Raw genomic sequence first — 21407 nt, 5'->3', positions numbered from 1 at the left:
TTTACGGGCGACTCTGGGACGTGCAGCAGGGTGGCGGATTTCCGCCCACTCATCCTGTCTCGTCCTACAATTTGGCGGATATCCGCCTTGTCGCCCCGCCGGGTGATGGCTACCATCCGCCACTCCATGGACGAGGCCCTTGCATGCGTGAACGTACCATCGCCAGCCATTACGCCCGAGCGGCCCTCGGCGGTGCGCGCCGGGCCGGTTTTGACTACTCGGGGGTGTTGCAGCAGGTGGGCATCACCCCGGAACTGCTGACCGAGCCCCGCGCCCGCATCGCTCCGGAGCAATTTACCCGGTTATTGCAAATGCTCTGGCTGGGGCTGGATGACGAATACCTGGGGTTTGCCGAAGGGCCGAGCAAACGTGGCACCTTCGCCATGATGTGCCACGCGCTGATCCATTGCCGCACGCTGGAGAAGGCGCTGGAGCGCGGCTTATTGTTTTATAGCCTGTTCCCGCAAGGCCCCCGCTGGCAGCTGACCAAAGAAGGCGACATGGCGCGCCTGAGCCTGGACGACTCGCAACTATGGGATCCGGACCACTTCCTCAGTGAATGCCTGCTGGTGATCTGGCATCGCCTGGGCAGTTGGTTGATCGGCCAGCGTATCCGGCTGCAGCAGGCCACCTTCAGTTACCCGATGCCGGCCCATGCCGGTGAATACGACCTGCTGTTCCCCTGCCCTCAGGTGTTCGGTGCGCCGACCAGCAGCCTGGTGTTTCCCAGCCGCTACTTGAGCCTGCCGCTGTTGCAGGACGAACGCACCCTCAAGCACTTCTTGCAGCGCTCCCCTGCCGACTTGTTGTCCCGGCCGGATGAAGGCGACAGCCTGAGCAGCCAGTTGCGCCGCTTGCTGAGCCGCGACCGCACGCCCTGGCCAGACCTGGAAGCCGTTGCCCAGCACCTGCACATCAGCCCACAGACCCTGCGCCGCCACCTGCGCGAAGAAGGCACGAGTTTTCAGGCATTGAAGGATGAGCTACGCCGGGATATCGCCATTTACCACTTGGGGCGGGCGGATTTGTCTTTGCAGGAGATCGCCGAGCAGTTGGGGTTTTCCGAACCGTCGGCGTTTCATCGGGCGTTCAAGAAGTGGACGGGGTTGACGCCGGGGGCCTACAGAGCGCAGGAGAGTTAGAGGTGTATTGGCTGGGAGGGCCTCATCGCAGGCAAGCCAGCTCCCACATTTGAATGCAGTCACACATCCAATTGTGTAAACCCGATCAACTGTGGGAGCTGGCTTGCCTGCGATGAGGCCACTGCAGATCACAAGGCAGGAAAGTGAATCCTGAACGCCGCCCCACCCAACGCTGAATCCCCAAGCGTCAACCGCGCGTGATAGCTTTCAATGATGTCCTTGACCACCGCCAGCCCGATCCCCTGCCCCGGGTGCTGGCGGTCGAGCCGTTCGCCGCGTTGCAGGATCCGTGCGCGCTGGTCCGGTGGTACGCCAGGGCCGTCATCTTCGATACACAGCTCGATACCATCGAGATTTTCCAGCAGGCTGATACGCACTTGCTTGAGGCACAGGCGGTAGGCGTTTTCCAGCAGGTTGCCGAGCATCTCCAGCAAGGCGCCTTTTTCGATGGGCACCTCACAGCCCTGGGGCAGATCAAAGGTCACGGTGACCCGCTTGTCGCGATAAACCTTTTCCAATGTATCGCACAGGCTTTGCACCACCGGTTCCAGGCGTACCTGGTGGCGCACCAGGCCGCTTTTACGCAGGCTGGCACGCTGCAACTGGTAACCGATCTGCTGGCTCATGCGTTCGATCTGCGATTGCAATACCCACGCCTGGCTACGTTCTTCCGGGCGCTGGGCCATGTCTTCACTCACGCCCTGCAACACCGCCAACGGGGTTTTCAGGCTGTGGGCCAAGTCATCGAGGGAGTCGCGGTAGCGCGCACGCTGTTCGCGCTCGCTGTGCAGCAAGCGGTTCAGGGAGCCGGTCAGGCGCAGCAGTTCGCGGGGGTGTTCTTCGCTGAGGCTTTCGCGGGTGCCGCCTTCGATCTGGTCGAGCTCATGGCTCAGGCGCCGCAGGGCTTGCAGGCCCCAGGTCAGGCCCAGCCACAACAACGTCAACAACACCAGCAAGGCCGCGCCAAACCCGAGGTAGAGGTTTTCACGCAGGCCTTCGAGGGTCAGCTGGTATTCGCGTACCGGCTGCAGGGCGACAATGCTGAACGCCGCGCTCTTGCCTCCCAGCAGCCGGACCTCGACGTCATACACAAAGAATTCCTGGCCATTGGCCTCGCGAATCCGCGCAAACTCGTTGCCCCGCCCGTCGTAGCGCGGTTTGTAGTTGATGTTTTCTTCCTGGGTCGCCCGCGAGCGCCATACCAGATGGCCTTCACGGTCGTAGATATAGCCCAGCAGCCGACTGTCGGTGAGGTTGAAACGCTCATCGGGCAACTGCGCCGGCATCAGCAGGCGGTTATTGTCGACCCGCGCCGCGGAAATCAGAGTGGTCACATCCGACGCCAGACGCTGTTCGATGGAATCCTGCAGCGCCAGGCTAAATGCGCCTTGCATGGCCGGCAACAAGCCGAGCATAAACAGCACGGCCAGGGTGGCGGCCGCCAGCATCAGGCGCACACGTAGCGAACGAATCAACGGCAGCGCTCATTGAACAGGTAGCCCAGGCCACGCACGGTGTCGATCGGCTTGAACCCGGCCGGCCCTTCCAGCTTGCGGCGCAGGCGGCCGACCAGCACTTCGATCACGTTTGGATCGCGCTCGTCGTCATCCGGGTACAGCTGTTCCATCAAGCGGTCCTTGGCGACCACCTGTTGATGGTGGCGCATCAAGTATTCGAGGATCCGATACTCATAGGCGGTCAGCGCCAAGGGTTGCTCGTCCAGGGAGGCTTGCTTGCGGTTGAGGTCCAGCAGCAGCGGCCCGGCAACAATAGTCGATTGGGTAAACCCGCTGGAGCGACGCAGCAAGGCGTTCATGCGCGCCTCCAGCTCTTCGAACTGGAACGGCTTGACCACGTAGTCGTCGGCCCCGGCCGCCAGGCCTTCAACCTTGTCCTGCCAGTTGCCGCGGGCGGTCAGGATCAGGATCGGGAAGGTCTTGGTCTGGGTGCGCAACTGGCGAATCAGGTCCAGGCCGCCCATACCGGGCAGGCCAAGGTCGATGATCGCCAGGTCATGGTTGAATTGGCCGGTCTGGTACAGGGCTTCTTCGGCATTGGCCACGGCTTCGACCACATGCCCGCTGTCGGTCAGGCGGGTAAACAGGTGATGACGCAGCAGCGCCTCATCTTCCACCACCAGCAATTTCATAAGGTTCTCCACTGCAATTCAACTAGCCGACAGGGGGATATCATAGCGGCCCTGCAGCTCTTGGGGGCGCAGTTTTATGCCATTGTAGTGGCCGGTCAGGTGCGTGTAGCCGCTGCGATAGTCCGGTTGCGCAGAGGTAGCGCCCAGGGCCTGGCCCCACGGCGCGGCCTGAGTGCCAGCATCTTCGAAGCTGACACGATGGATCAGGTTGCTGGATTTTTTGGTTTTCTCGCTGCCAAAGGCCGCAAAGGCGCCATCGGACGCCTGCACGCCGGCAGTGGCGCCGAGCATGGTCAAGGCCAACATCAGCTTTTTGATCGCAGTCATGGTGGTTACCTCATACGCGTTTAGGCTGTGGGGTCCAGACTACGCAGGCGCCCCTGAACTCCCCCTGAACAGGCTCTGAACCGCAGCTGAACTGCACCGGACTATCCACTGGCCCGCCAACTCGGCAAAATACCGCACATGACGCCCCTACCCGCTTGCTGCACCCCACTCGATGATCATTGGCCGTTGCCGGTTTCTTTGCCGGGCACGGTGTTTTTGAGCACGCGATTCGACCCGGCTCTATTGAACCCCGGCGATTTCCAGCGCTGCGATGTGCCACCGCCCGCGAGCATCCAACGCTCGGTCGCCAAGCGCCAGGCGGAATTTCTCGCCGGTCGCCTGTGCGCCCGCGAAGCGCTGCAACGACTCGATCATCTGCCCTGCATCCCGGCCATCGGTGAAGACCGCGCCCCGGTCTGGCCAGGGCATATCAGTGGCTCCATCACCCACAGCACCGGGCATGCTGCGGCGATTGTCGGGCACAAGGCGCAATGGCGCGGGCTGGGCATGGACCTGGAGAACCTGCTCGCAGTGGAACGGGCCGAACGCCTGGCCGGGGAAATTTTGACGGCCGATGAGCTCCAGCGCATGGCCGCCCTGCCCCGTGAGCAACACGCCTTGCTGGTGACGCTGACGTTTTCGGTGAAGGAAAGCCTGTTCAAGGCGCTCTATCCGATCGTGCACAAGCGCTTTTATTTCGAGCATGCCGAGGTGTTGGAATGGTCAGCGGCTGGGGGGGTGCGGTTGCGGTTGCTGACCGATCTTTCGGAAGAATGGAAGCATGGCAAAGAGCTGGAAGGGCAGTTTGTGGTGCAAAGCGAGCAGTTGTTGAGCCTGGTGGCTATCGCAATGTAGGAGCGAGCTTGCTCGCGAAAAACTCGCAGGCGCTGCGTTCATTCAGGAAGCACTCGTTATCGTTGACGTTTTTCGCGAGCAAGCTCGCTCCTACAGTTAGGGAGTCAGGGCTTATCTTGATCCCTGGGCCAGCTCAGGCTGAAGCATGCCCCGCCCAGGTTGTTACTCTTGCTGATCAACGCCCGCCCGCCGTGCCAATAGATAATCCGCCGCACGATCGACAAGCCCAGGCCATGCCCGCCAGAGGCGCGGGTACGGCTGTCATCCAAGCGCAGGAACGGCGTGAAGATCCGCTCCCAGGCGCTTTCCGGCACACCGGGGCCGTCGTCTTCCACATCGATGCGACAGCGCACCTGCCCTACCTGATAACTGATGAGCACCTGGCCTCTGGCGTGGCGCATGGCGTTACTCACCAGATTTTGCAGGGCGCGGTGCAGGTAGCGCGGTTCAGCGTCGACCCAGGCGTCATCCCAATGTGCCGAGGACAGGCAAATACCCCGGGTGACGGTGACCTGCGGGCGCAATGGCGATAATTCGCCAATCACCTGGTCGAGCAATGCATTAAGGTCCACGCGCTGGAAATTCAGCTCCGGCGCACCCTGCTCCAAGCGGGCATAAGTGAGCATCTCGTCCACCAGGCCATCGAGGTCCTGGATATCGCCATCCATACCCTCCAGGTATTTGCGCCGCGCCTCGGGCGTGGCGGCGTCACCGATCATCTCCAGGCCAAAACGCAGGCGCGCGACTGGCGTGCGCAGCTCGTGGGAGACCGCGCGCACCAGCTCGCGCTGAATCGCCAGCAATTGCTGCAGGTGTTCGGCCATGCCATTGAAGGCTGCCGCCAGCCGCCCGACCGAGTCGGCACCGCGGGCAGGCACGCGCACTTCCAGATTGCCCTTGGCGATACGCGTGGCCGCCGCCTCCAGGCCTTTGAGCCGGCGCTCAAGTTGTCGCACCAGCAGATAGACGATCAAGCCGATCAGGGTCAGGCCAATCAAGGTGATCAGGATCAGCCACTGCGCCGGGTACGGGTTCATCTGGTACAGCGGGCCGATCTCCAGTACCCACGGGGTGCCGACCATGCCGGCAAACACGCGAATCGAATCGCCGCCCTTGCCCAGCGCCATCACCGTATCGCCCTCCGCCACGCGACGACGCTGGTCGTCGTCCATGTCGGCCTGGTCAAGGGCCGTCAAGTGCATTTCAAAACCAAAACCCTTGGCGTGCTTGATGTCGGCCAGGCGCTGAGGCTGTTCGGCCACCGGGAAACGCACCAGTTCGTCGGCCAGCAGGTAAATAGTCGCACGGGCCAATTGCTCGCTGATCTGCTGCACTTCGCCGGTAAGCACCAATTGCTCTTGCTCGCTGACCAACCGCAGCACCCGCGCCGCATGAGGCCCGGTCTGTTCCACCAGGACCTGGCCGCGTTGCAGGCGGTTGCGCTGGCCCAGGTCCAATTGCGCCTCGGTGAATGTGCGCAGCTCCAGCGGAATACCGAGCAAACGCTCCCACACCGCCAAGGCGCGCTGCCGTTCAATGGCGCTCATGGGTTGCAGGTTATCGCCCATCAACGCAAAGGTGCCGTGGGCCAGGCGCTCACGGTACTGGCCGCTGCGCACGTCATTAAGCAGGTGCAGTGCCAGGGCGCCGAGTAACGCCACCAGGATCAGCGCCGCGCACATGCCGCCGTAGATGCGCAAGAAGATCGAGTTCACAGCGGCATATCGGCAGCAGCTTCGGGGACGAACAGGTAGCCTTTGCTGCGAATGGTCTTGATCAGGCGTGGGTGGATCGGATCGTCGCCGATCTTTGGCCGAATGCGCGAGATACGCACGTCAATGGAACGATCCTGGCCGTCATAACCGATACCGCGCAGAGCTATGAAGATTTCTTCGCGGGACAGGATGCGCCCGGCGTTCGCAACCAGCAGCCACAGCAGGTCGAACTCAGCGCTGGTCAGTTCGATGCTGCCCTCATGCAACCAGGCTTCGCGCAAGGCATTGTCCACCACCAGCGGACCAAACTGCAGGCGGCGCTGGTTTTCCACTGCAACGGGCAACACCGGTTCGCTGCGACGCAGCAGCGCCTGGATACGCGCCAGCAACAAACGCGGGCGCACGGGTTTGCACACATAGTCGTCGGCGCCCATGTCCAAGCCCAGCACTTGGTCCATGTCGTCGGTGCGCGCGGTGAGCATCAGGATCACGCCGTCATAACGCTCGCGCACCTTGCGGCAGATGCTCAGGCCGTCTTCGCCGGGCAGCATCAGGTCGAGGATCACCAGGTCGGGCTGCTCTGCGATGATGCGCGCCGCGGCCTTGGCACCATCGCCTTCCACCGACACACGCAGGCCGTTGCTTTCCAGGTACTCACGGGTCAACTCGGCGAGTCGCTCGTCGTCCTCGACGATCAGTATCTGCCAGGCTTCTTGCTCCATGCGCTACCTCGGTTCTCTATTGTAGGAGCGAGCTTGCTCGCGAAGAACGCAAGGGCACCGCATTTATCCAGGGTTGCTGCATTATCGTTGACGATGTTCGCGAGCAAGCTCGCTCCTACAGTTGTCATATGGAGCAAGCACGCTATCGCCCAGATCAAGGCCGATTGTAGCCATGCACCGGCCCTTGAACACAAGCCGGGAAATCCATTCGGTCATGGCGATTTTTTGTGGTAGGGTTCGCGCCCTCAAAATTCCCGCCAGCGGTTTCTACCCGGGAATATTCGGTGACAAACGGCGTAATCCAGTAGTAATGCGGCCTACACGGGTGTTCCATGATTCATACACATTTTACCCACAGCGTTATCCACAGGTAGTGCGTTGCTAAGCCCCCGAAAACGCATTATCTTGTACCTCGGCGCTAAAAAAACCCTACATGTAGGGTTTTCAGCGAAAAGACCAAACACAGATCAGACAAGAAACTCAAGCGCTTTCTTGCTCGTGCTTGGTTGAACCAAAGCATTTTTTGAAAGCCCAAACCGCGCACGCGGATGGCAACCGTTTTCCAGCCCGATTGGCAGAAAACGGTACGGGTGTTGCAGGGCTTGAATGGGGCCACTGTCACCCACCAGGAATACGGCTAAGGGCTCCCCGGCCCCGAACCAAAGACTTCGGCATGGAAGCGGCGCGATGAGCTCCCTTCCTCCTGTCCCGAAGTTGTTATGCCAGGCCCAGGCCTGCTGTAAGTGCTTCAGGACGGAACGGTGGGCACCGTGATGGTGCCCAAATAAATATAGAATGTGGAGACACCCCCTCATGCAAACCGACACAACTCGCGAGAACCCGCAAGGCTCCGTGCCGCAGGCCGCTGATTCGAACCTGGATCTGTCCGCCACTGCACCTGGCCAACTGCGTGTGATCAAGCGTAACGGCACTGTCGTTCCTTATACCGATGACAAAATCACCGTCGCCATCACCAAAGCGTTTCTTGCAGTTGAAGGCGGCACCGCAGCCGCTTCGTCGCGCATCCACGACACCGTTGCCCGCCTGACCGAACAGGTCACCGCGACGTTCAAGCGTCGCATGCCATCGGGCGGCACCATCCACATCGAAGAAATCCAGGACCAGGTTGAACTGGCCCTGATGCGTGCCGGCGAGCAGAAAGTAGCCCGCGACTACGTGATCTACCGTGATTCGCGCGCCAAGGAACGTGCCGTACGCTCCCCGGCCGAAGAAGCCGCCGTACAAGCGCACCCGTCGATCCGCATCACCCTGGCCGACGGCAGCTTCGCACCGCTGGACCTGGGCCGCCTGAACACCATCATCACCGAGGCCTGCGAAGGCCTGGAAGAAGTCGACGGTGACCTGATCCAGCGCGAAACCCTGAAGAACCTGTACGACGGCGTAGCCCTGACCGACGTCAACACCGCTCTGGTGATGACCGCCCGTACCCTGGTAGAGCGTGAGCCGAACTACTCGTTCGTAACCGCCCGCCTGCTGATGGACACCCTGCGTGCCGAAGGCCTGGGCTTCCTGAAAGTCGCCGACAGCGCCACTCACCACGAGATGGCCGACCTGTACGCCAAGGCCCTGCCGGCCTATATCGCCAAAGGTATCGAATTCGAATTGCTGAACCCGATCCTGGCCACCTTCGACCTGGAAAAACTCGGCAAGGCGATCAACCACGAGCGTGACCAGCAGTTCACCTACCTGGGCCTGCAAACCCTGTACGACCGTTACTTCATCCACAAGGACGGTATCCGCTTCGAACTGCCGCAAGTGTTCTTCATGCGCGTGGCCATGGGCCTGGCGATCGAAGAGAAGAACAAAGAAGACCGTGCCATCGAGTTCTACAACCTGCTGTCGTCCTTCGACTACATGTCGTCGACCCCGACCCTGTTCAACGCAGGCACCCTGCGTCCTCAGTTGTCGAGCTGCTACCTGACCACCGTGCCGGATGACCTGTCGGGCATCTACCACGCGATCCACGACAACGCCATGCTGTCCAAATTCGCCGGTGGCCTGGGCAACGACTGGACCCCGGTGCGGGCACTGGGTTCGTACATCAAGGGCACCAACGGCAAGTCCCAGGGCGTCGTACCCTTCCTGAAAGTGGTGAACGACACCGCCGTTGCCGTGAACCAGGGTGGCAAGCGCAAAGGCGCTGTATGTGCCTACCTGGAAACCTGGCACATGGACATTGAAGAGTTCATCGAGCTGCGCAAGAACACCGGTGATGACCGTCGTCGTACCCACGACATGAACACCGCCAACTGGATCCCTGACCTGTTCATGAAGCGCGTCTTCGATGACGGCAAGTGGACCCTGTTCTCGCCATCCGAAGTGCCAGACCTGCACGACCTGACCGGCAAGGCCTTCGAAGAGCGCTACGAGTACTACGAAGCCCTCACCGAGTACCCAGGCAAGGTCAAGCTGTTCAAGACCATCCAGGCCAAAGACCTGTGGCGCAAAATGCTGTCCATGCTGTTCGAAACCGGCCACCCATGGCTGACCTTCAAGGACCCATGCAACCTGCGCAGCCCGCAGCAGCACGTGGGCGTGGTCCACAGCTCGAACCTGTGCACCGAGATCACCTTGAACACCAACAAGGACGAGATCGCCGTTTGCAACCTGGGCTCGATCAACCTGCCGAACCACATCGTCAACGGCAAGCTGGACACCGCCAAGCTGGAACGCACCGTCAACACCGCCGTACGCATGCTCGATAACGTGATCGACATTAACTACTACTCGGTGCCACAGGCGCAGAACTCCAACTTCAAGCACCGTCCGGTTGGCCTGGGGATCATGGGCTTCCAGGACGCCTTGTACCTGCAGCACATCCCTTACGGTTCCGATGCAGCGGTCGAGTTCGCCGACAAGTCCATGGAAGCGGTCAGCTACTACGCGATCCAGGCTTCCTGCGACCTGGCCGACGAGCGCGGCGCCTACGAGACGTTCCAGGGTTCGCTGTGGTCCAAGGGCATCCTGCCGCTGGACTCGCAACAGATCCTGATCGAGGCCCGTGGCCAGAAGTACATCGACGTTGACCTGAACGAAACCCTGGACTGGGCGCCGGTACGTGCCCGTGTGCAGAAAGGTATTCGTAACTCCAACATCATGGCCATCGCACCGACCGCCACCATCGCCAACATCACTGGCGTGTCGCAGTCGATCGAACCGACCTACCAGAACCTGTATGTGAAATCGAACCTGTCGGGCGAATTCACCGTGATCAACCCGTACCTGGTTCGCGACCTGAAGGCTCGCGGCCTGTGGGACTCGGTCATGATCAACGACCTGAAGTACTACGACGGTTCCGTGCAGCAGATCGAACGCATCCCGCAAGAACTCAAAGAGCTCTATGCAACCGCTTTCGAAGTGGACACCAAGTGGATCGTTGACGCCGCCAGCCGTCGTCAGAAGTGGATCGACCAGGCCCAGTCCCTGAACCTGTACATCGCCGGCGCCTCGGGCAAGAAGCTGGACGTGACCTACCGCATGGCGTGGTACCGTGGCCTGAAAACCACTTACTACCTCCGTGCCCTGGCCGCGACCAGCACCGAGAAGTCGACCATCAACACCGGTAAGCTGAACGCTGTTTCCAGCGGCAACCATGGTGATGATTCGGTACTCGCAGCACCCGCCGGCCCGGCACCTGTGCCAAAGGCCTGCGCGATTGACGAGCCGGATTGCGAAGCTTGCCAATAAGCTGAGCCAGTCCAGGGGGATTGCCCCTCTGGTTTGAAAAAGCCCGATAGACCCCGACTGCATAGGGTTTATCGGGCTTTTTGCTGACCGCCTTAGAGAAACGCGTACGCAATACCCTGCTTCGGCGCGCCACCTCTGCGCCCCCACAACTCCACGCGCCCGTCTATGACCGCCATCGAATGGCGATCGTAGGCCACGACACCGAGCTTGCCGCTCGCCAGCTCACTGCTTGAAGACTGCCTGTAAAGCCCTTTCAACCCCAGCCTATCCAATGCTTCGTGGGGCATTTCGCCGTTGTTCAAACTTTGCATCGCATGAGCGAAGCTTCTTTTTGATTGGCTAGGGTTGTCGTCCAGGCCATTACCTTCCATCTGTGCCCGCTTCGCGCTCGCTGCAAACATGAAGTTGGCATCGGTCAGCATGCCCGGATTGTCACCCTTGAACTGCGCATATCTGGCCGCCTGCTTTAATTCATCCTTGGATAGATTAAGTTCGAAGCCGTCGCGCATCTTCACGTGATAACCGTCTGCCGTCTCTTTTACCTCCTTGAAAACGTCAGTGGGTTTTTGACCAAACTTCATCATTGCGCCCTTTATCGCTGAAACCGTGACGCAATTGCCATCGGGGCCCTGGCTGAATCCACTCCAGATGTTGTCCGGTTTTTTCCCTGGGTTACTTTGATCAGGCTTGTAGTTGAAGTGCTTGGAACCTTCCGTAATCGGCAGATTACTCATGGGCTCGCTGGGCCCGAAATTACCGGGGCTTGGCCTGCCACCACCGCCACCGCCACCACCTGGCGACGGGCCAGGAGAAGGCGGCGAAGGCGTGGGTGATGTATCGTCCGTTTCCGGAAACCATTCATTCATCAGGCGCCGCAGCATCTCCAGCCAGGAGACGTCTGCCTTCTCCATCAACTCCTGCATGATCTCCTTGAACTTTTCATCCCCCAGCTCTTCGCGCTTCTCGTTCAACTTGTCACGAAGGTCTTGAACGGTCTGGCTCTTGGATGTTTTCTCGGCATCCCTCAACTCATTGAGCAGTTGCCTCACCGATTCAGCATCAGAGGACTTGCCTCCCCCGGGTTCATCCGACTGACTTTTGCGTCCGTACAGACCGGCGCTGTAGTTATTCCGAACAAACCAATGGCTACCTGATGGCGCCCCCTCCCACTGCTTGTATATCGCCATGCCTCTCTCCCAATGGTCCATGGGCGACATGCGCCCGTGACCCGTCGGTGGCGCAATGGACGTTGGGCGTTCCAGCAAAAAGGCGAAAGGAAACAAGCGGTAAACTAGTAACGCGCGCACAAAAAAAAGCCCCTCGTTTGAGGGGCTTTTTGTGTGCAGGTATTTGAGTAGCGGTATCAGGTCATCTGAATGATGGTCTGCATGATGGTGCTTTGGGTGGAGATGGTTTTGGCGTTCGCCTGGTAGTTGCTCTGGGCCTTGATCAGGTCCACCAGTTCGTTGGTCAGGTTCACGTTGGAGTTCTCCAGGGAGGTGGCCTTGATCGACCCCAGCGTGCCAGATTCCGGTGCGTCGAAGCCCGGCTGGCCCGACGCGAAGGTCTCTTTCCAGGTTGTACCGCCGGCGGGCTGCAGGCCCTGCTCGTTGTTGAAGCTGGCCAGGGAAATCTGGCCGATGGCCTTGCTCTGCTGGTTACTGAAGGTGGCGAAAAGCACACCACTGCCATCGATCTTCAGGCCGGTGATCTGGCCGGTGGCGTAACCATCTGTGACTGGCGGGTTACGGTAGCTGGCTGAGTTGTACTGGGTGACGGTGCCCATGTTGATGGCGATGCCGTCCTTGTTCGCCGTCGCATCGTTAGCCTTCCATACGCCATCGGTCACCGTGCCAGGTACCCAATCCTTGATGGTCAAGGTGTTACCGGCAACTCCGCCGGTCACGATGCTCTTGAGGTTACCAGCACCATCGAAGCTCAACGTCGACGGCACAGGCGCCTTCACGTCAGCACCGGTACCGGTAGGAGCCGAACCATCAGGATTGCGGCCATCGATCAAGGTGTAGGCCTGCCACTGGTTGGCATCGGTTTTCACCAGGTACTGCACCATCGGGTGCGCGTTGCCCTGGGAGTCGTACAAGGTGGTGCTGTATTGCGTGGTGAAGGTTTCGGACTTGGTTGGATCAAACGGGTTCTTGGACTGATCGATCACCGGCGACGAGGAGTTCAGGTTGCTGGAAGAGTCCACCTTGGTAGACGCCTTCGGTGGCAGGTTCGCCAGGTTCAGCTGCAGGTCAACCAGACCGCCTTTGGTGATTTTGCCATTCTCGTCCGCGGCATAGCCTTGCAGGCGCGAGGTGCCGGTATTGTTGGTGATATAGCCGTCTTTGTCCGCACGGAAGGCACCGCTACGGGTGTATTCCAGCGAGCCGTCGCTGCCCTTCTGCACGAAGAAGCCACCACCCTGGATCGCCATGTCGAGGATGCCGCCACTCCCGTTGACGTCGCCCTGGGTGAACTGCTGGGACACAGCCGCCAGGTTCACACCGTTGCCGATACTGTTCTGGCCGGTGCCCAGCTTGGAAGCCGCGTAGATATCGGCGAACTCCGCACGGGATGACTTGAAGCCAGTGGTCGCGACGTTGGCGATGTTGTTGCCAGTCACGTCCAGTTGTTTGTTGGCCGCATAGAGGCCGCTAAGGCCGATATTAAAAGACATGTTTCTCTCCCTCTGCCGTATATAGCCGGCTCTATGTACCGATGGTCTGAATTTGCGACAGCTTGACGCTGCCCATGCCGCCTGCAAGATTGAGCAGCATTTCGCCGCCGGTCTTGCTCAAGGTCACGCTGGTTACCGTGGCCGGCAGCGAGGTGGCCAGGGCCACCGCGTCACCTTTGTCGTTCTTGGTGGAGGCATTGAAGGTGTAGGTGCCGGCTGGGGCGACCTCACCCTTGTCGTTCTTGCCGTCCCAGATAAAGCTCTGGCTGCCGGCACTCTGCGCGCCCATATCCACGGTGCGCACGACGTTGCCGTCCTTGTCGGTGATCTTGACGGACACGTTGCCCACCGCCGATGGCACCGCCACCGAACCGTTCATGCTCTTGCTGGTATCAACCATGGCTTTGTCGGTCTGGATAATGATCGACCGCCCCACCAGCGACGAAGCCTGCAGCGCTTGCGAAGAGCTGAAGTTGCTGGAGATGTTGTTCACCGAGTCGTTCAGGGTGTTGATGCCTTCCAGGCTGCTGAACTGGGCAAGTTGGGCCACGAACGCGCCGTTGTCCTGGGGCGACAGCGGGTTCTGGTTTTTCAGCTGGGTCACCAGCAACTGCAGGAATGCGTCCTTGCCCAGCGACTGGTTGCCAGTGGCCGCTTTGGAAACATTCGAGACATTGTTCGAAGCGTCCTTGACCTTGGAATTGAACAGGTCCTGGACTGCCGTGTTGTTTGACGTATCAACGATGGCCATTATTTGGCGCCCCTTATCACTGACCCAGGGTCAGGACCTTCTGCATCATGGTTTTGGCGGTGTTCATCATTTCCGCGTTGGTCTGGAACGAGCGACTGGCGGAGATCATGTCAGCCATTTCCTCGACCACGTTGACGTTGGGGTAGTAGACGTAACCCTTTTCGTTCGCAGCCGGATGGTTGGGCTCGTAACGGGCCTCCAGGTTGCTCTGGTCTTCGACCACGCCCAACACCTGCACGCCGGAGCCGGCGGCGTCCTGGTTCTGGAACAACGAATCGCTGCCGCTCGCCTGACCACCCTGGAACATGGTGGCGAACACCGGGTGGCGGGCGCGGTACGTTTGGTCAATGCTCGACGAGACGGTCTCGGCGTTGGCGATGTTACTGGCGACGGTGTTCAAACGCGTGGTCTGCGCGCTCATGCCACTGCCGGCAATATTGAAAACACTGGACAGGGACATGGCTTACTCTCCACGCAGGGCTGACATCAGCCCTTTGAATTTGCTGTTGAGCAGGGTGAAGCTAGCCTGGAAGTTCACCGAGTTTTCGGCGTAGTTCGATTGCTCCAGCTGGGCGTCGACGGTGTTCTGGTCGATCGACGGCTGCATCGGCGTGCGATACAGCAGCGACTCGTCACCCTTGCTCAAGCCTTGCGCTTCGATATGACGGCTGTTGGTCATGTTCAAGGCGAAGGTGCCGTTCTTGGTCTTGTCCTGCTGTGCGGCGAGCACGGCGGAGAAGTCCAGGTCCCGAGCCTTGTAGTTCGGGGTGTCGGCGTTGGCAATATTGTTGGCCAGGACTTCGGCACGCTGGGCGCGGAAGCCCAGGGCTTGTTCGTGGATACCGAGCGCTTTATCGAAACTGATGCTCATGGCGGAAACCTTTAGGCTGACCTGCTGTTCGTTAGCAGGGTTATAGCAAGGTGCATGCCAATCTTGCGGGAGCCCGTATATCAAGGGATTAGAGGGGAGTTGCCAGCGGCTATGCCAGAAAAGCGGCAAGCGATTTCCGCGTAGTGCCATTAAAGCGGCAATGGGGCTTGCCGCTTTCAGTAGGACTGGCACATAACAAATGTGGGAGCGGGCTTGCTCGCGAATGCGGTGGGTCTGCCAATTTATCTCTGGCTGACAGAACGCATTCGCGAGCAAGCCCGCTCCCACATTTTTGATCGCGTGCGGACTACTTGGCCTGGTAGATGATCCCCGGGCTGCATTGCACCATCTGGAAGTGATCCGGCAGGCCGTTCAATGCCTCGGAAGCACCGAGGAACAGATAACCTCCACGCTTGAGCGTGCCATGGATACGCAACAGGATGTCTTTCTTCACTTCAGCCGAGAAATAGATCAGCACGTTGCGGCAGAACACCATGTCGAACTTGCCTAGGCTGGCGTAGCTGTCGAGCAGGTTGAACGAGCGAAATTCGACGCGGTTCTTGATCGGCGCCTTGATCGCCCAACGCCCCGCCCCTTTGGGGTCGAAGTAGCGTTGCAGGCGTTCTTGGGACAAACCTCGGCCCAGGGCCAGGCTGTCGTACTCACCGGTCTTGCAGTTGGTGAGCATGGTGCCGGACAGGTCCGTGGCCACAATTTGCGCACCGGCTTTCAACTGGCCCATGTTGGTCCGCTCGAACTCATCGATGGACATCGAGATCGAGTACGGCTCCTGCCCTGAGGAACAGGCTGCCGACCAGATACGCAGGCGCTGGCCCGGGCTGGCCTTGATGGCTTCGGGCAACACTTTGTTCTTGAGCACTTCAAAGGGATAGGTATCGCGAAACCATAAGGTTTCGTTGGTGGTCATGGCATCGACCACCATTTCCTTGAGCCCGCTGCGCGGCTGCCCCTGGATCCGCTGGACCAACTCACCCAGGGACTTGATGCCCTGCTGTTCCATCAGCTTGTTGAGACGGCTGGATACCAGGTACTGCTTGTTTTCACCGAGCAATATGCCACAGGCTTTTTCCAGGAAGACCCGGAACTGTTCGAAATCCAAATTACCCGTAGACAATGATGCCGCCTCTTAAATCGTGTGACCGCCGGGGGACATCCCCTAGCCGTGATCTGCTGCCTTGATCCGGTCGACTACCCGGGATGCGAGGTCATCAGGACGGAATTTGGCCAGAAAGTCATCCGCACCGACCTTCTTGACCATTGCCTGATTGAATACCCCCGACAATGAAGTATGCAGGATGATATGCAATTTTTGCATGCGTGGATCGTTACGTATTTCAGCCGTGAGCGTATAGCCATCCATTTCCGGCATCTCGATGTCAGAGATCATCATCAAGAATTCTTCTTCGGGCTTCTTGCCTTCGTCCGCCAGCTTGCGCAGGTAATCCAGGGCTTGGCGCCCGTCATTGAGGGCCACCACCTCCACCCCGACGGTTTGCAGGCAACGCGTAACCTGCTTGCGCGCCACGGAAGAGTCGTCCACGGTCAATACGCGCAGCGAAACCGCCTTGTGTGCCGTTTCGGCATCCACCACCCCGACGGAAATAGTTTCCGAGGTGGGCGCCACTTCGGCGAGGATCTTCTCCACGTCGATGATTTCTACCAACTGGTTGTCGACACGCGTCACCGCCGTCAGGTAGTGATCGCGCCCCGTGCCCTTGGGCGGCGGATGGATCTCTTCCCAGTTCATATTGACGATGCGCTCCACCGAGCGCACCAGGAAACCCTGGGTCTTGGTGTTGTATTCGGTGATGATCACGAAAGGGTTCTGGCGATCTTGCAAACCCGCGGCCCCCGTGGCCATTGCCAGGTCAAGAATCGGAATGGTCGCGCCCCGGATGTTGGCCACACCACACACCACCGGACTGGACTTGGGCATGATCGTCAACTTGGGACATTGCAGCACTTCACGCACTTTAAACACGTTGATGCCATACAACTGATTGCCATCCAGGCGGAAAAGCAACAACTCCAGGCGATTCTGCCCTACCAGCTGTGTGCGCTGGTTTACTGAATCCATTACACCTGCCATGCCCAGACTCCTAAATCCTAGGGGTACGACGCGTACCCAACACTAAACGGCACGAGCTTTGCTATTTACTGAGTATGGATATTAAAACGACAGTTTCCCGACACCCTGGCCGCTCACGCTACCGCAGACTGCTCTGCGCCGCGATGGCGCTGCTTGTCTCGGGCCTGGGCGTCACGGCCCGCGCCGACAACGTTACCCTGCCTGATCTACTTATCGGCGTCACCCAAGGCTTTCTTGAGTTCACTGTAGAAGATTATCTGGCGACCACCCAGACACCGGGGCGTTATGAAATCCAAGTCAACCAGTTGGACCCACGCTTGCGCATGCCAATGTGCGACAAGGAATTGACAGCCACTCTGGAAAGCCCCGCCCAGCCTATCGGCCGTGTGACCGTGAAGGTGCGCTGTGAGGGCGCCTCGCCCTGGACGGTATTTGTGCCGGCGCAGGTCAAGCTGTTTCGCGACGTAGTGGTAGTGGCGCGGCCATTGAAGCGCACCGGCATCATCGGCTACGACGATGTGGCGCTGCGCGAGAGGGACATCAGCCTGATCAACCAGGGCTACCTGACGTCACTGGACCAGGCCGTCGGGCAGAAACTCACGCGGCCCGTGGTCACCGACCAAGTCCTTACACTGGTTCATCTGGAACAGGCCGAGGTGATTCGCAAAGGTGACCAGGTGGTGATTTCCGCGAGCAGTGGCGGGCTGAACGTCAGGATGCCGGGCGAGGCGTTGTCCAACGGCGGCATGAGCGAACAGATCCGCGTCAAGAACCTCAACTCCAATCGCGTGATCAAGGCGCGGGTCACGGCGCCAGGCCAGGTGGAGGTAGCGCTATAGATGACTGGAATCAAATGCCAGCTTTTCCTACACTGTGTGCTGGATATTGAGCCGAACAGGTTTATTGTCAATCGAGCCTAAAGTTTGCCCGGGTATGGCCGAAAACATGGCAAGCGTCCAAATACCCAGAGGTTTTTTCAACATGGTCATTGATTTCAGTCGTTTGAATAACGCCCCGGCCTTGCCCGGCAATACGCGCACCGGCGGTGCCAAGGACAGCGTAGAAGCCAAGCCGCAGCCCTTGCCTGCCAAAGCAGAGCAGGCCGCCGCTAGCCAGAGTGGGGAATCGGTACACCTGAGCAATGAGGCTCAACAGTTGCAGAAGGTCACTGACTCGCTGCGCGACCAACCCGTCGTCAATAAAGCCCGCGTGGCCGAGTTGAAACAGGCTATCGCCGATGGCAGCTATAAAGTCGACAGCAACCGTGTAGCCAGCAAGCTGCTCAACTTCGAAGCCGAGCGCTAGGCAAAGGCCTGCGCAGGGCTTTTGGACGCTTAAAACCCAAGGCCAGCCATGCACCACGACGAACATTTGCTCCAACTGATCATTGATGATCTGGCGCCGACGCAACAATTGCTCGAGCTGCTGAAGGAAGAATCCCTGGCCTTATACGGCCGGGATATGCCCTTGCTGGAAGAAATCCTGGCGCGCAAACAGTCGCTGATTGTCTTGCTCGAACAGCACGGCAAGAAACGCAGCGAGATTCTGATCAGCCTGGGCCTGCCTGCCGACCACGATGGCCTGGCACAACTGGCCAGCCACTCTTCAGTCGGCGATCAACTGCTGGCACAGAGCAAAGAACTCAACCATTTGCTCGCCCAGTGCCAGGAAGCCAACCTGCTCAACGGTCAGTCGATCCAGCTTCAGCAAGCCACGACCGCCAATCAGCTGCGCATACTGCATGGCGGAGAGCCTCCGGCCCTGTATAACGCACAAGGCTCCACCTCACGCCTGGTCAAGCCAAGCACCCGCAGCCAAGCCTGACACCGGTTTACAGCGTGACCTATCCAAGGCGCGCTACATACTGGCAAAATGCCGGTTCTTGCGTGTAGTCGTATTTTGCCTGGAGATGGAAGAACCGTGTTCAACGCCCTTAATGCGGAAGATGCACCGCAGCCACCCAAGGTGCTCACCACGCCTCTGGAAATCGCCAGCACGTTGCGGATGCTGCAAGAAAGCCATGACCCGCTGATCATCACTTTCCACGAACGCAGCCAGCGCTTCCAGAGCTACCTAGTGGACATCGACCGGGACAGCAAGACGCTGGTACTGGACGAAATGATTCCCCGTGACGGTGAACGCTATCTTGAGAATGGCGAAGCCTTCCGTATCGAAGGTTTCCATGAGGGCGTGCGGGTTGCCTGGGAAAGCAATGGCACCTTGACCATCAGCGAGAAAGGCGGCCACCGCATCTACAGCGGCAGCCTGCCCGACGAAGTGGTTTACCATCAACGACGCAATGCCTTCCGCGCCGCACTCAAGCTTGCGCAGTTGGTGGACATTCAGTTGGGTGGCGAGAAGCTCAAGGCACCTATCAGCGGTAAGCTGCTGGACATCTCGGCAACCGGCTGCAAATTGCGCTTTGAAGGCGATATCTCCGAGCGCCTGCAGTTGGGCCAGGTTTATGATCGCTTTATTGCTGCCCTGCCCTTTGGCAGCATGACCACCTCCGTGGAACTGCGCTACCTGCACTTCGAAGACAAGATCAACACCACCTTTGCCGGCGTGCGCTTTCACAACATGAGTGGTTTGGTGCAGCGACAGGTGGAACGCTTTGTCTACCAATTGCAGCGTGAAGCTCGGCGCTTCGATAAAGACGACGATCTTTAAGCGTTAGACGCTGAGATAAAAAACGGGCAGATCCTGATGGGATCTGCCCGTTTTTTCGTTCAGGGGCGCGCCCTGCTTAAGTCATGGGGATGTTCGTCCGGGTCTGGTGGCTCGTGCGGTTCTTCGCTCGTTGACTCCTCGGTTTCAGGGACGGGCTCTGGATCAGGTACAGTGACTTGCATCTGCTCCTGCACCACCTGCTCATCCACCCGCGGGTCAAGGGCAGCCACCAAAGGCGAACTGGACATGCTATCGGGCATCGCCACATGATGCAGTGGTGCGTCGTCGACCTGATGCAGGTTGGTTACCGCCTTGGGTCGAATACGCCACACCAGGATCAGCGCACACAGGCTGAAAAACGCGTAGAGCATCTGGCTGCCGAATAGCTTCATTACCACACCGGCCAACAACGGCCCCACGCTGGCGCCGATCCCGTAGGTCACCAGCAACATGGCCGTCAGTGATACCCGACGATCGCCTTCCACATGGTCGTTGGAAAAGGCCACCGCCAGGGGGTAAAGGCAGAACTGCACCAGCGAACAGAAGAAGCCTGCCACGAACAGCACTTCCAGCGGTACCTGGGTCATGATCGCCAACGGCAAGGCCGTTATCGCCAGGCACAAGGCAAAGCAGCGAATCAGCAGCGCGCGGTCATAGCGGTCCGATAACCAGCCCAGCGGCCACTGCACGACCAATCCAGCAAAAATGCAGCTACCCATGAACAGACCGACTTGCTCAGTCGTCAGGCCCTGCTGAGAGGCGTAGAGCGGTGCCAAGCCGTAGAACGAACCGACGATCAACCCAGCGCCCAACACGGTGCTGAGCGACTGTGGCACGCGCTTGATAAAGAAGCGTGGCTCCATCGGGGCCGGGTGCAGTGGGGCCGGGTGAATGCGCCGGGTCATTGCCACCGGGACCAGGCACAGCGCAAAGCACAGCGCCACGAGCATCAACAGCTCAAGCCCAAGATGTGGGTGCATGACCAGGATCAGTTGGCCCAGCACCAACCCAAGGTAGGACGCAATCATGTAGCCGCTGAACACTACGCCGCGCTGCTTGGCGTCCGCCTGCTCATTGAGCCAACTCTCGATGACCATGTACTGGCACATCATTCCCAGGCCCACGATCATCCGCAGCACAATCCAGGCTGGCAGCCAATCAATCAAACCGTGACCCAGCACCGCTGCACCGACGATGCCCGCGCAGGTGGCGTAGGCGCGAATATGCCCGACCCGGGCAATGAGACGGTGCCCGAGCTTGCCGCCCAGCACCAAGCCAAAATAGTTGGCAGCCATCAGCGCACCGACCCACAGGCTGTCGACATTGTCTGCTGCCAGACGCAAAGCCAGATAAGTACTAAGCAGGCCGGAGCCGATCAGCATCATCAAGGAGGCGAAATAAAGGGCTCGAAAAGATTTCCAGATCTGGCGCATCGGCGTTCCGAGCGGCTCCTTGCGGTGAGGGGTAGGGCTATCTGCATGATAGTCCGGGGCGGTTGAATCCGGACAGGCGGCAGGGCCTGTTCCAGGGGATTATTTTGTTTCACAGCTCAGACGCTACGTGGGTGTCTGTGAGGTACATAACCGTGGAGATAAATACACGGCGCACCACCTGTGAACCTTGATAACACGCAAGGTTCGACTGGTATTCGGGTATCTGTACAAAAGGCTTCAATGGAACGCTGTGCAGGCTTTGTAAGTTGGCGTT

The 21407-nt window shown here is 59.4% G+C and carries 20 protein-coding genes; 7 read left to right on the top strand and 13 right to left on the bottom strand.

Going from position 1 to position 21407, the window contains the following annotated elements:
• Positions 1-143: 143 nt before the first annotated feature.
• The gene (locus tag ODQ19_RS25890; protein ID WP_014719572.1) at positions 144-1142 is read left to right on the top strand and encodes an AraC family transcriptional regulator; all 999 of its coding nucleotides are present in this window, start codon (positions 144-146) and stop codon (positions 1140-1142) included.
• A gap of 128 nt (positions 1143-1270) precedes the next feature.
• Here the strand turns inward: ODQ19_RS25890 and ODQ19_RS25885 are convergent, their stop codons facing one another.
• From ODQ19_RS25885 to ODQ19_RS25875, 3 genes are read right to left on the bottom strand one after another with little or no spacing between them, the layout of a single operon-like run.
• Positions 1271-2617, bottom strand: coding sequence for an ATP-binding protein (locus tag ODQ19_RS25885; protein WP_330211596.1), 1347 nt, complete (start codon positions 2615-2617; stop codon positions 1271-1273).
• The gene (locus ODQ19_RS25880; protein ID WP_003193559.1) at positions 2614-3291 is read right to left on the bottom strand and encodes a response regulator; all 678 of its coding nucleotides are present in this window, start codon (positions 3289-3291) and stop codon (positions 2614-2616) included. The genes ODQ19_RS25885 and ODQ19_RS25880 overlap by 4 nt, the downstream gene beginning before the upstream one ends.
• 18 nt (positions 3292-3309) lie before the next feature.
• On the bottom strand, positions 3310-3618 hold the full coding sequence (locus ODQ19_RS25875) for a hypothetical protein (protein WP_116668413.1): 309 nt from the start codon (positions 3616-3618) through the stop codon (positions 3310-3312).
• Positions 3619-3756: 138 nt separating this feature from the next.
• Between ODQ19_RS25875 and ODQ19_RS25870 the strand changes: the two genes are divergently transcribed.
• Positions 3757-4473: a 4'-phosphopantetheinyl transferase family protein gene (locus tag ODQ19_RS25870; RefSeq protein ID WP_330211595.1), complete on the top strand. Its 717-nt coding sequence runs from the start codon at positions 3757-3759 to the stop codon at positions 4471-4473.
• A 104-nt stretch (positions 4474-4577) separates the two neighbouring features.
• Here the strand turns inward: ODQ19_RS25870 and ODQ19_RS25865 are convergent, their stop codons facing one another.
• Entirely contained in the window at positions 4578-6188 is a 1611-nt protein-coding gene (locus tag ODQ19_RS25865) for an ATP-binding protein (protein WP_116668415.1), read from the bottom strand.
• Positions 6185-6910 (bottom strand): response regulator, encoded by a 726-nt coding sequence (locus ODQ19_RS25860; RefSeq protein WP_330211594.1) that lies wholly within the window; start codon positions 6908-6910, stop codon positions 6185-6187. Before ODQ19_RS25860 ends, ODQ19_RS25865 begins: the two co-directional genes overlap by 4 nt.
• Before the next feature lie 813 nt (positions 6911-7723).
• Here ODQ19_RS25860 and ODQ19_RS25855 point away from each other — a divergent pair.
• Positions 7724-10618 carry a ribonucleoside-diphosphate reductase subunit alpha gene (locus ODQ19_RS25855; RefSeq protein WP_032879843.1) on the top strand — a complete coding sequence of 965 codons (2895 nt, stop codon included), beginning with the start codon at positions 7724-7726 and terminating at the stop codon, positions 10616-10618.
• Between the two features lie 92 nt (positions 10619-10710).
• Here ODQ19_RS25855 and ODQ19_RS25850 read toward each other — a convergent pair whose 3' ends face one another.
• The 7 genes from ODQ19_RS25850 to ODQ19_RS25820 form a co-directional block, all read right to left on the bottom strand.
• Positions 10711-11805, bottom strand: a complete 1095-nt coding sequence (locus ODQ19_RS25850) for a hypothetical protein (RefSeq protein WP_330211593.1) — start codon at positions 11803-11805, stop codon at positions 10711-10713.
• A 176-nt stretch (positions 11806-11981) separates the two neighbouring features.
• The gene (gene flgE / locus ODQ19_RS25845) at positions 11982-13298 is read right to left on the bottom strand and encodes a flagellar hook protein FlgE (RefSeq protein WP_032879842.1); all 1317 of its coding nucleotides are present in this window, start codon (positions 13296-13298) and stop codon (positions 11982-11984) included.
• Between the two features lie 31 nt (positions 13299-13329).
• Entirely contained in the window at positions 13330-14049 is a 720-nt protein-coding gene (gene flgD, locus ODQ19_RS25840; RefSeq protein ID WP_122732291.1) for a flagellar hook assembly protein FlgD, read from the bottom strand.
• A 16-nt stretch (positions 14050-14065) separates the two neighbouring features.
• Positions 14066-14509 (bottom strand): flagellar basal body rod protein FlgC, encoded by a 444-nt coding sequence (flgC, locus tag ODQ19_RS25835; RefSeq protein ID WP_044267590.1) that lies wholly within the window; start codon positions 14507-14509, stop codon positions 14066-14068.
• A gap of 3 nt (positions 14510-14512) precedes the next feature.
• On the bottom strand, positions 14513-14920 hold the full coding sequence (gene flgB, locus ODQ19_RS25830; RefSeq protein WP_003193573.1) for a flagellar basal body rod protein FlgB: 408 nt from the start codon (positions 14918-14920) through the stop codon (positions 14513-14515).
• A gap of 307 nt (positions 14921-15227) precedes the next feature.
• Positions 15228-16055, bottom strand: coding sequence for a protein-glutamate O-methyltransferase CheR (cheR, locus tag ODQ19_RS25825; protein ID WP_014719581.1), 828 nt, complete (start codon positions 16053-16055; stop codon positions 15228-15230).
• Between the two features lie 42 nt (positions 16056-16097).
• Entirely contained in the window at positions 16098-17030 is a 933-nt protein-coding gene (locus ODQ19_RS25820; protein WP_003193578.1) for a chemotaxis protein CheV, read from the bottom strand.
• Positions 17031-17104: 74 nt separating this feature from the next.
• On the opposite strand from ODQ19_RS25820, the gene flgA reads away from it, so the two are divergent.
• The 4 genes from flgA (at position 17105) to ODQ19_RS25800 (ending at position 19700) form a co-directional block, all read left to right on the top strand.
• Positions 17105-17869, top strand: a complete 765-nt coding sequence (gene flgA / locus ODQ19_RS25815) for a flagellar basal body P-ring formation chaperone FlgA (protein WP_014719582.1) — start codon at positions 17105-17107, stop codon at positions 17867-17869.
• Between the two features lie 142 nt (positions 17870-18011).
• On the top strand, positions 18012-18335 hold the full coding sequence (flgM, locus tag ODQ19_RS25810) for a flagellar biosynthesis anti-sigma factor FlgM (RefSeq protein ID WP_003193581.1): 324 nt from the start codon (positions 18012-18014) through the stop codon (positions 18333-18335).
• A 48-nt stretch (positions 18336-18383) separates the two neighbouring features.
• Entirely contained in the window at positions 18384-18854 is a 471-nt protein-coding gene (locus ODQ19_RS25805; protein WP_014719584.1) for a flagella synthesis protein FlgN, read from the top strand.
• A gap of 96 nt (positions 18855-18950) precedes the next feature.
• Complete coding sequence (locus ODQ19_RS25800; RefSeq protein ID WP_330211592.1) at positions 18951-19700, top strand: flagellar brake protein; 750 nt, start codon at positions 18951-18953, stop codon at positions 19698-19700.
• A gap of 59 nt (positions 19701-19759) precedes the next feature.
• Here the strand turns inward: ODQ19_RS25800 and ODQ19_RS25795 are convergent, their stop codons facing one another.
• Positions 19760-21133: an MFS transporter gene (locus ODQ19_RS25795; protein ID WP_116668419.1), complete on the bottom strand. Its 1374-nt coding sequence runs from the start codon at positions 21131-21133 to the stop codon at positions 19760-19762.
• Between the last annotated feature and the right edge of the window lie 274 nt (positions 21134-21407).

The organism is Pseudomonas sp. AM4(2022) (genome assembly GCF_036346515.1).
Lineage (GTDB): Bacteria > Pseudomonadota > Gammaproteobacteria > Pseudomonadales > Pseudomonadaceae > Aquipseudomonas > Aquipseudomonas paracarnis.
This window is presented reverse-complemented; position numbering and strand designations above follow the sequence as displayed.

Coding starts and splice junctions, on each gene's coding strand:
- ODQ19_RS25820 (WP_003193578.1), bottom strand. CDS start 17,030: ATGGCAGGTGTAATGGATTCAGTAAACCAGCGCACACAGCTGGTAGGG.
- ODQ19_RS25805 (WP_014719584.1), top strand. CDS start 18,384: ATGCACCACGACGAACATTTGCTCCAACTGATCATTGATGATCTGGCG.
- ODQ19_RS25875 (WP_116668413.1), bottom strand. CDS start 3,618: ATGACTGCGATCAAAAAGCTGATGTTGGCCTTGACCATGCTCGGCGCC.
- ODQ19_RS25870 (WP_330211595.1), top strand. CDS start 3,757: ATGACGCCCCTACCCGCTTGCTGCACCCCACTCGATGATCATTGGCCG.
- flgM (WP_003193581.1), top strand. CDS start 18,012: ATGGTCATTGATTTCAGTCGTTTGAATAACGCCCCGGCCTTGCCCGGC.
- ODQ19_RS25850 (WP_330211593.1), bottom strand. CDS start 11,805: ATGGCGATATACAAGCAGTGGGAGGGGGCGCCATCAGGTAGCCATTGG.
- ODQ19_RS25795 (WP_116668419.1), bottom strand. CDS start 21,133: ATGCGCCAGATCTGGAAATCTTTTCGAGCCCTTTATTTCGCCTCCTTG.
- ODQ19_RS25880 (WP_003193559.1), bottom strand. CDS start 3,291: ATGAAATTGCTGGTGGTGGAAGATGAGGCGCTGCTGCGTCATCACCTG.
- ODQ19_RS25860 (WP_330211594.1), bottom strand. CDS start 6,910: ATGGAGCAAGAAGCCTGGCAGATACTGATCGTCGAGGACGACGAGCGA.
- ODQ19_RS25890 (WP_014719572.1), top strand. CDS start 144: ATGCGTGAACGTACCATCGCCAGCCATTACGCCCGAGCGGCCCTCGGC.
- flgE (WP_032879842.1), bottom strand. CDS start 13,298: ATGTCTTTTAATATCGGCCTTAGCGGCCTCTATGCGGCCAACAAACAA.
- flgA (WP_014719582.1), top strand. CDS start 17,105: ATGGATATTAAAACGACAGTTTCCCGACACCCTGGCCGCTCACGCTAC.
- ODQ19_RS25855 (WP_032879843.1), top strand. CDS start 7,724: ATGCAAACCGACACAACTCGCGAGAACCCGCAAGGCTCCGTGCCGCAG.
- flgB (WP_003193573.1), bottom strand. CDS start 14,920: ATGAGCATCAGTTTCGATAAAGCGCTCGGTATCCACGAACAAGCCCTG.
- flgD (WP_122732291.1), bottom strand. CDS start 14,049: ATGGCCATCGTTGATACGTCAAACAACACGGCAGTCCAGGACCTGTTC.
- flgC (WP_044267590.1), bottom strand. CDS start 14,509: ATGTCCCTGTCCAGTGTTTTCAATATTGCCGGCAGTGGCATGAGCGCG.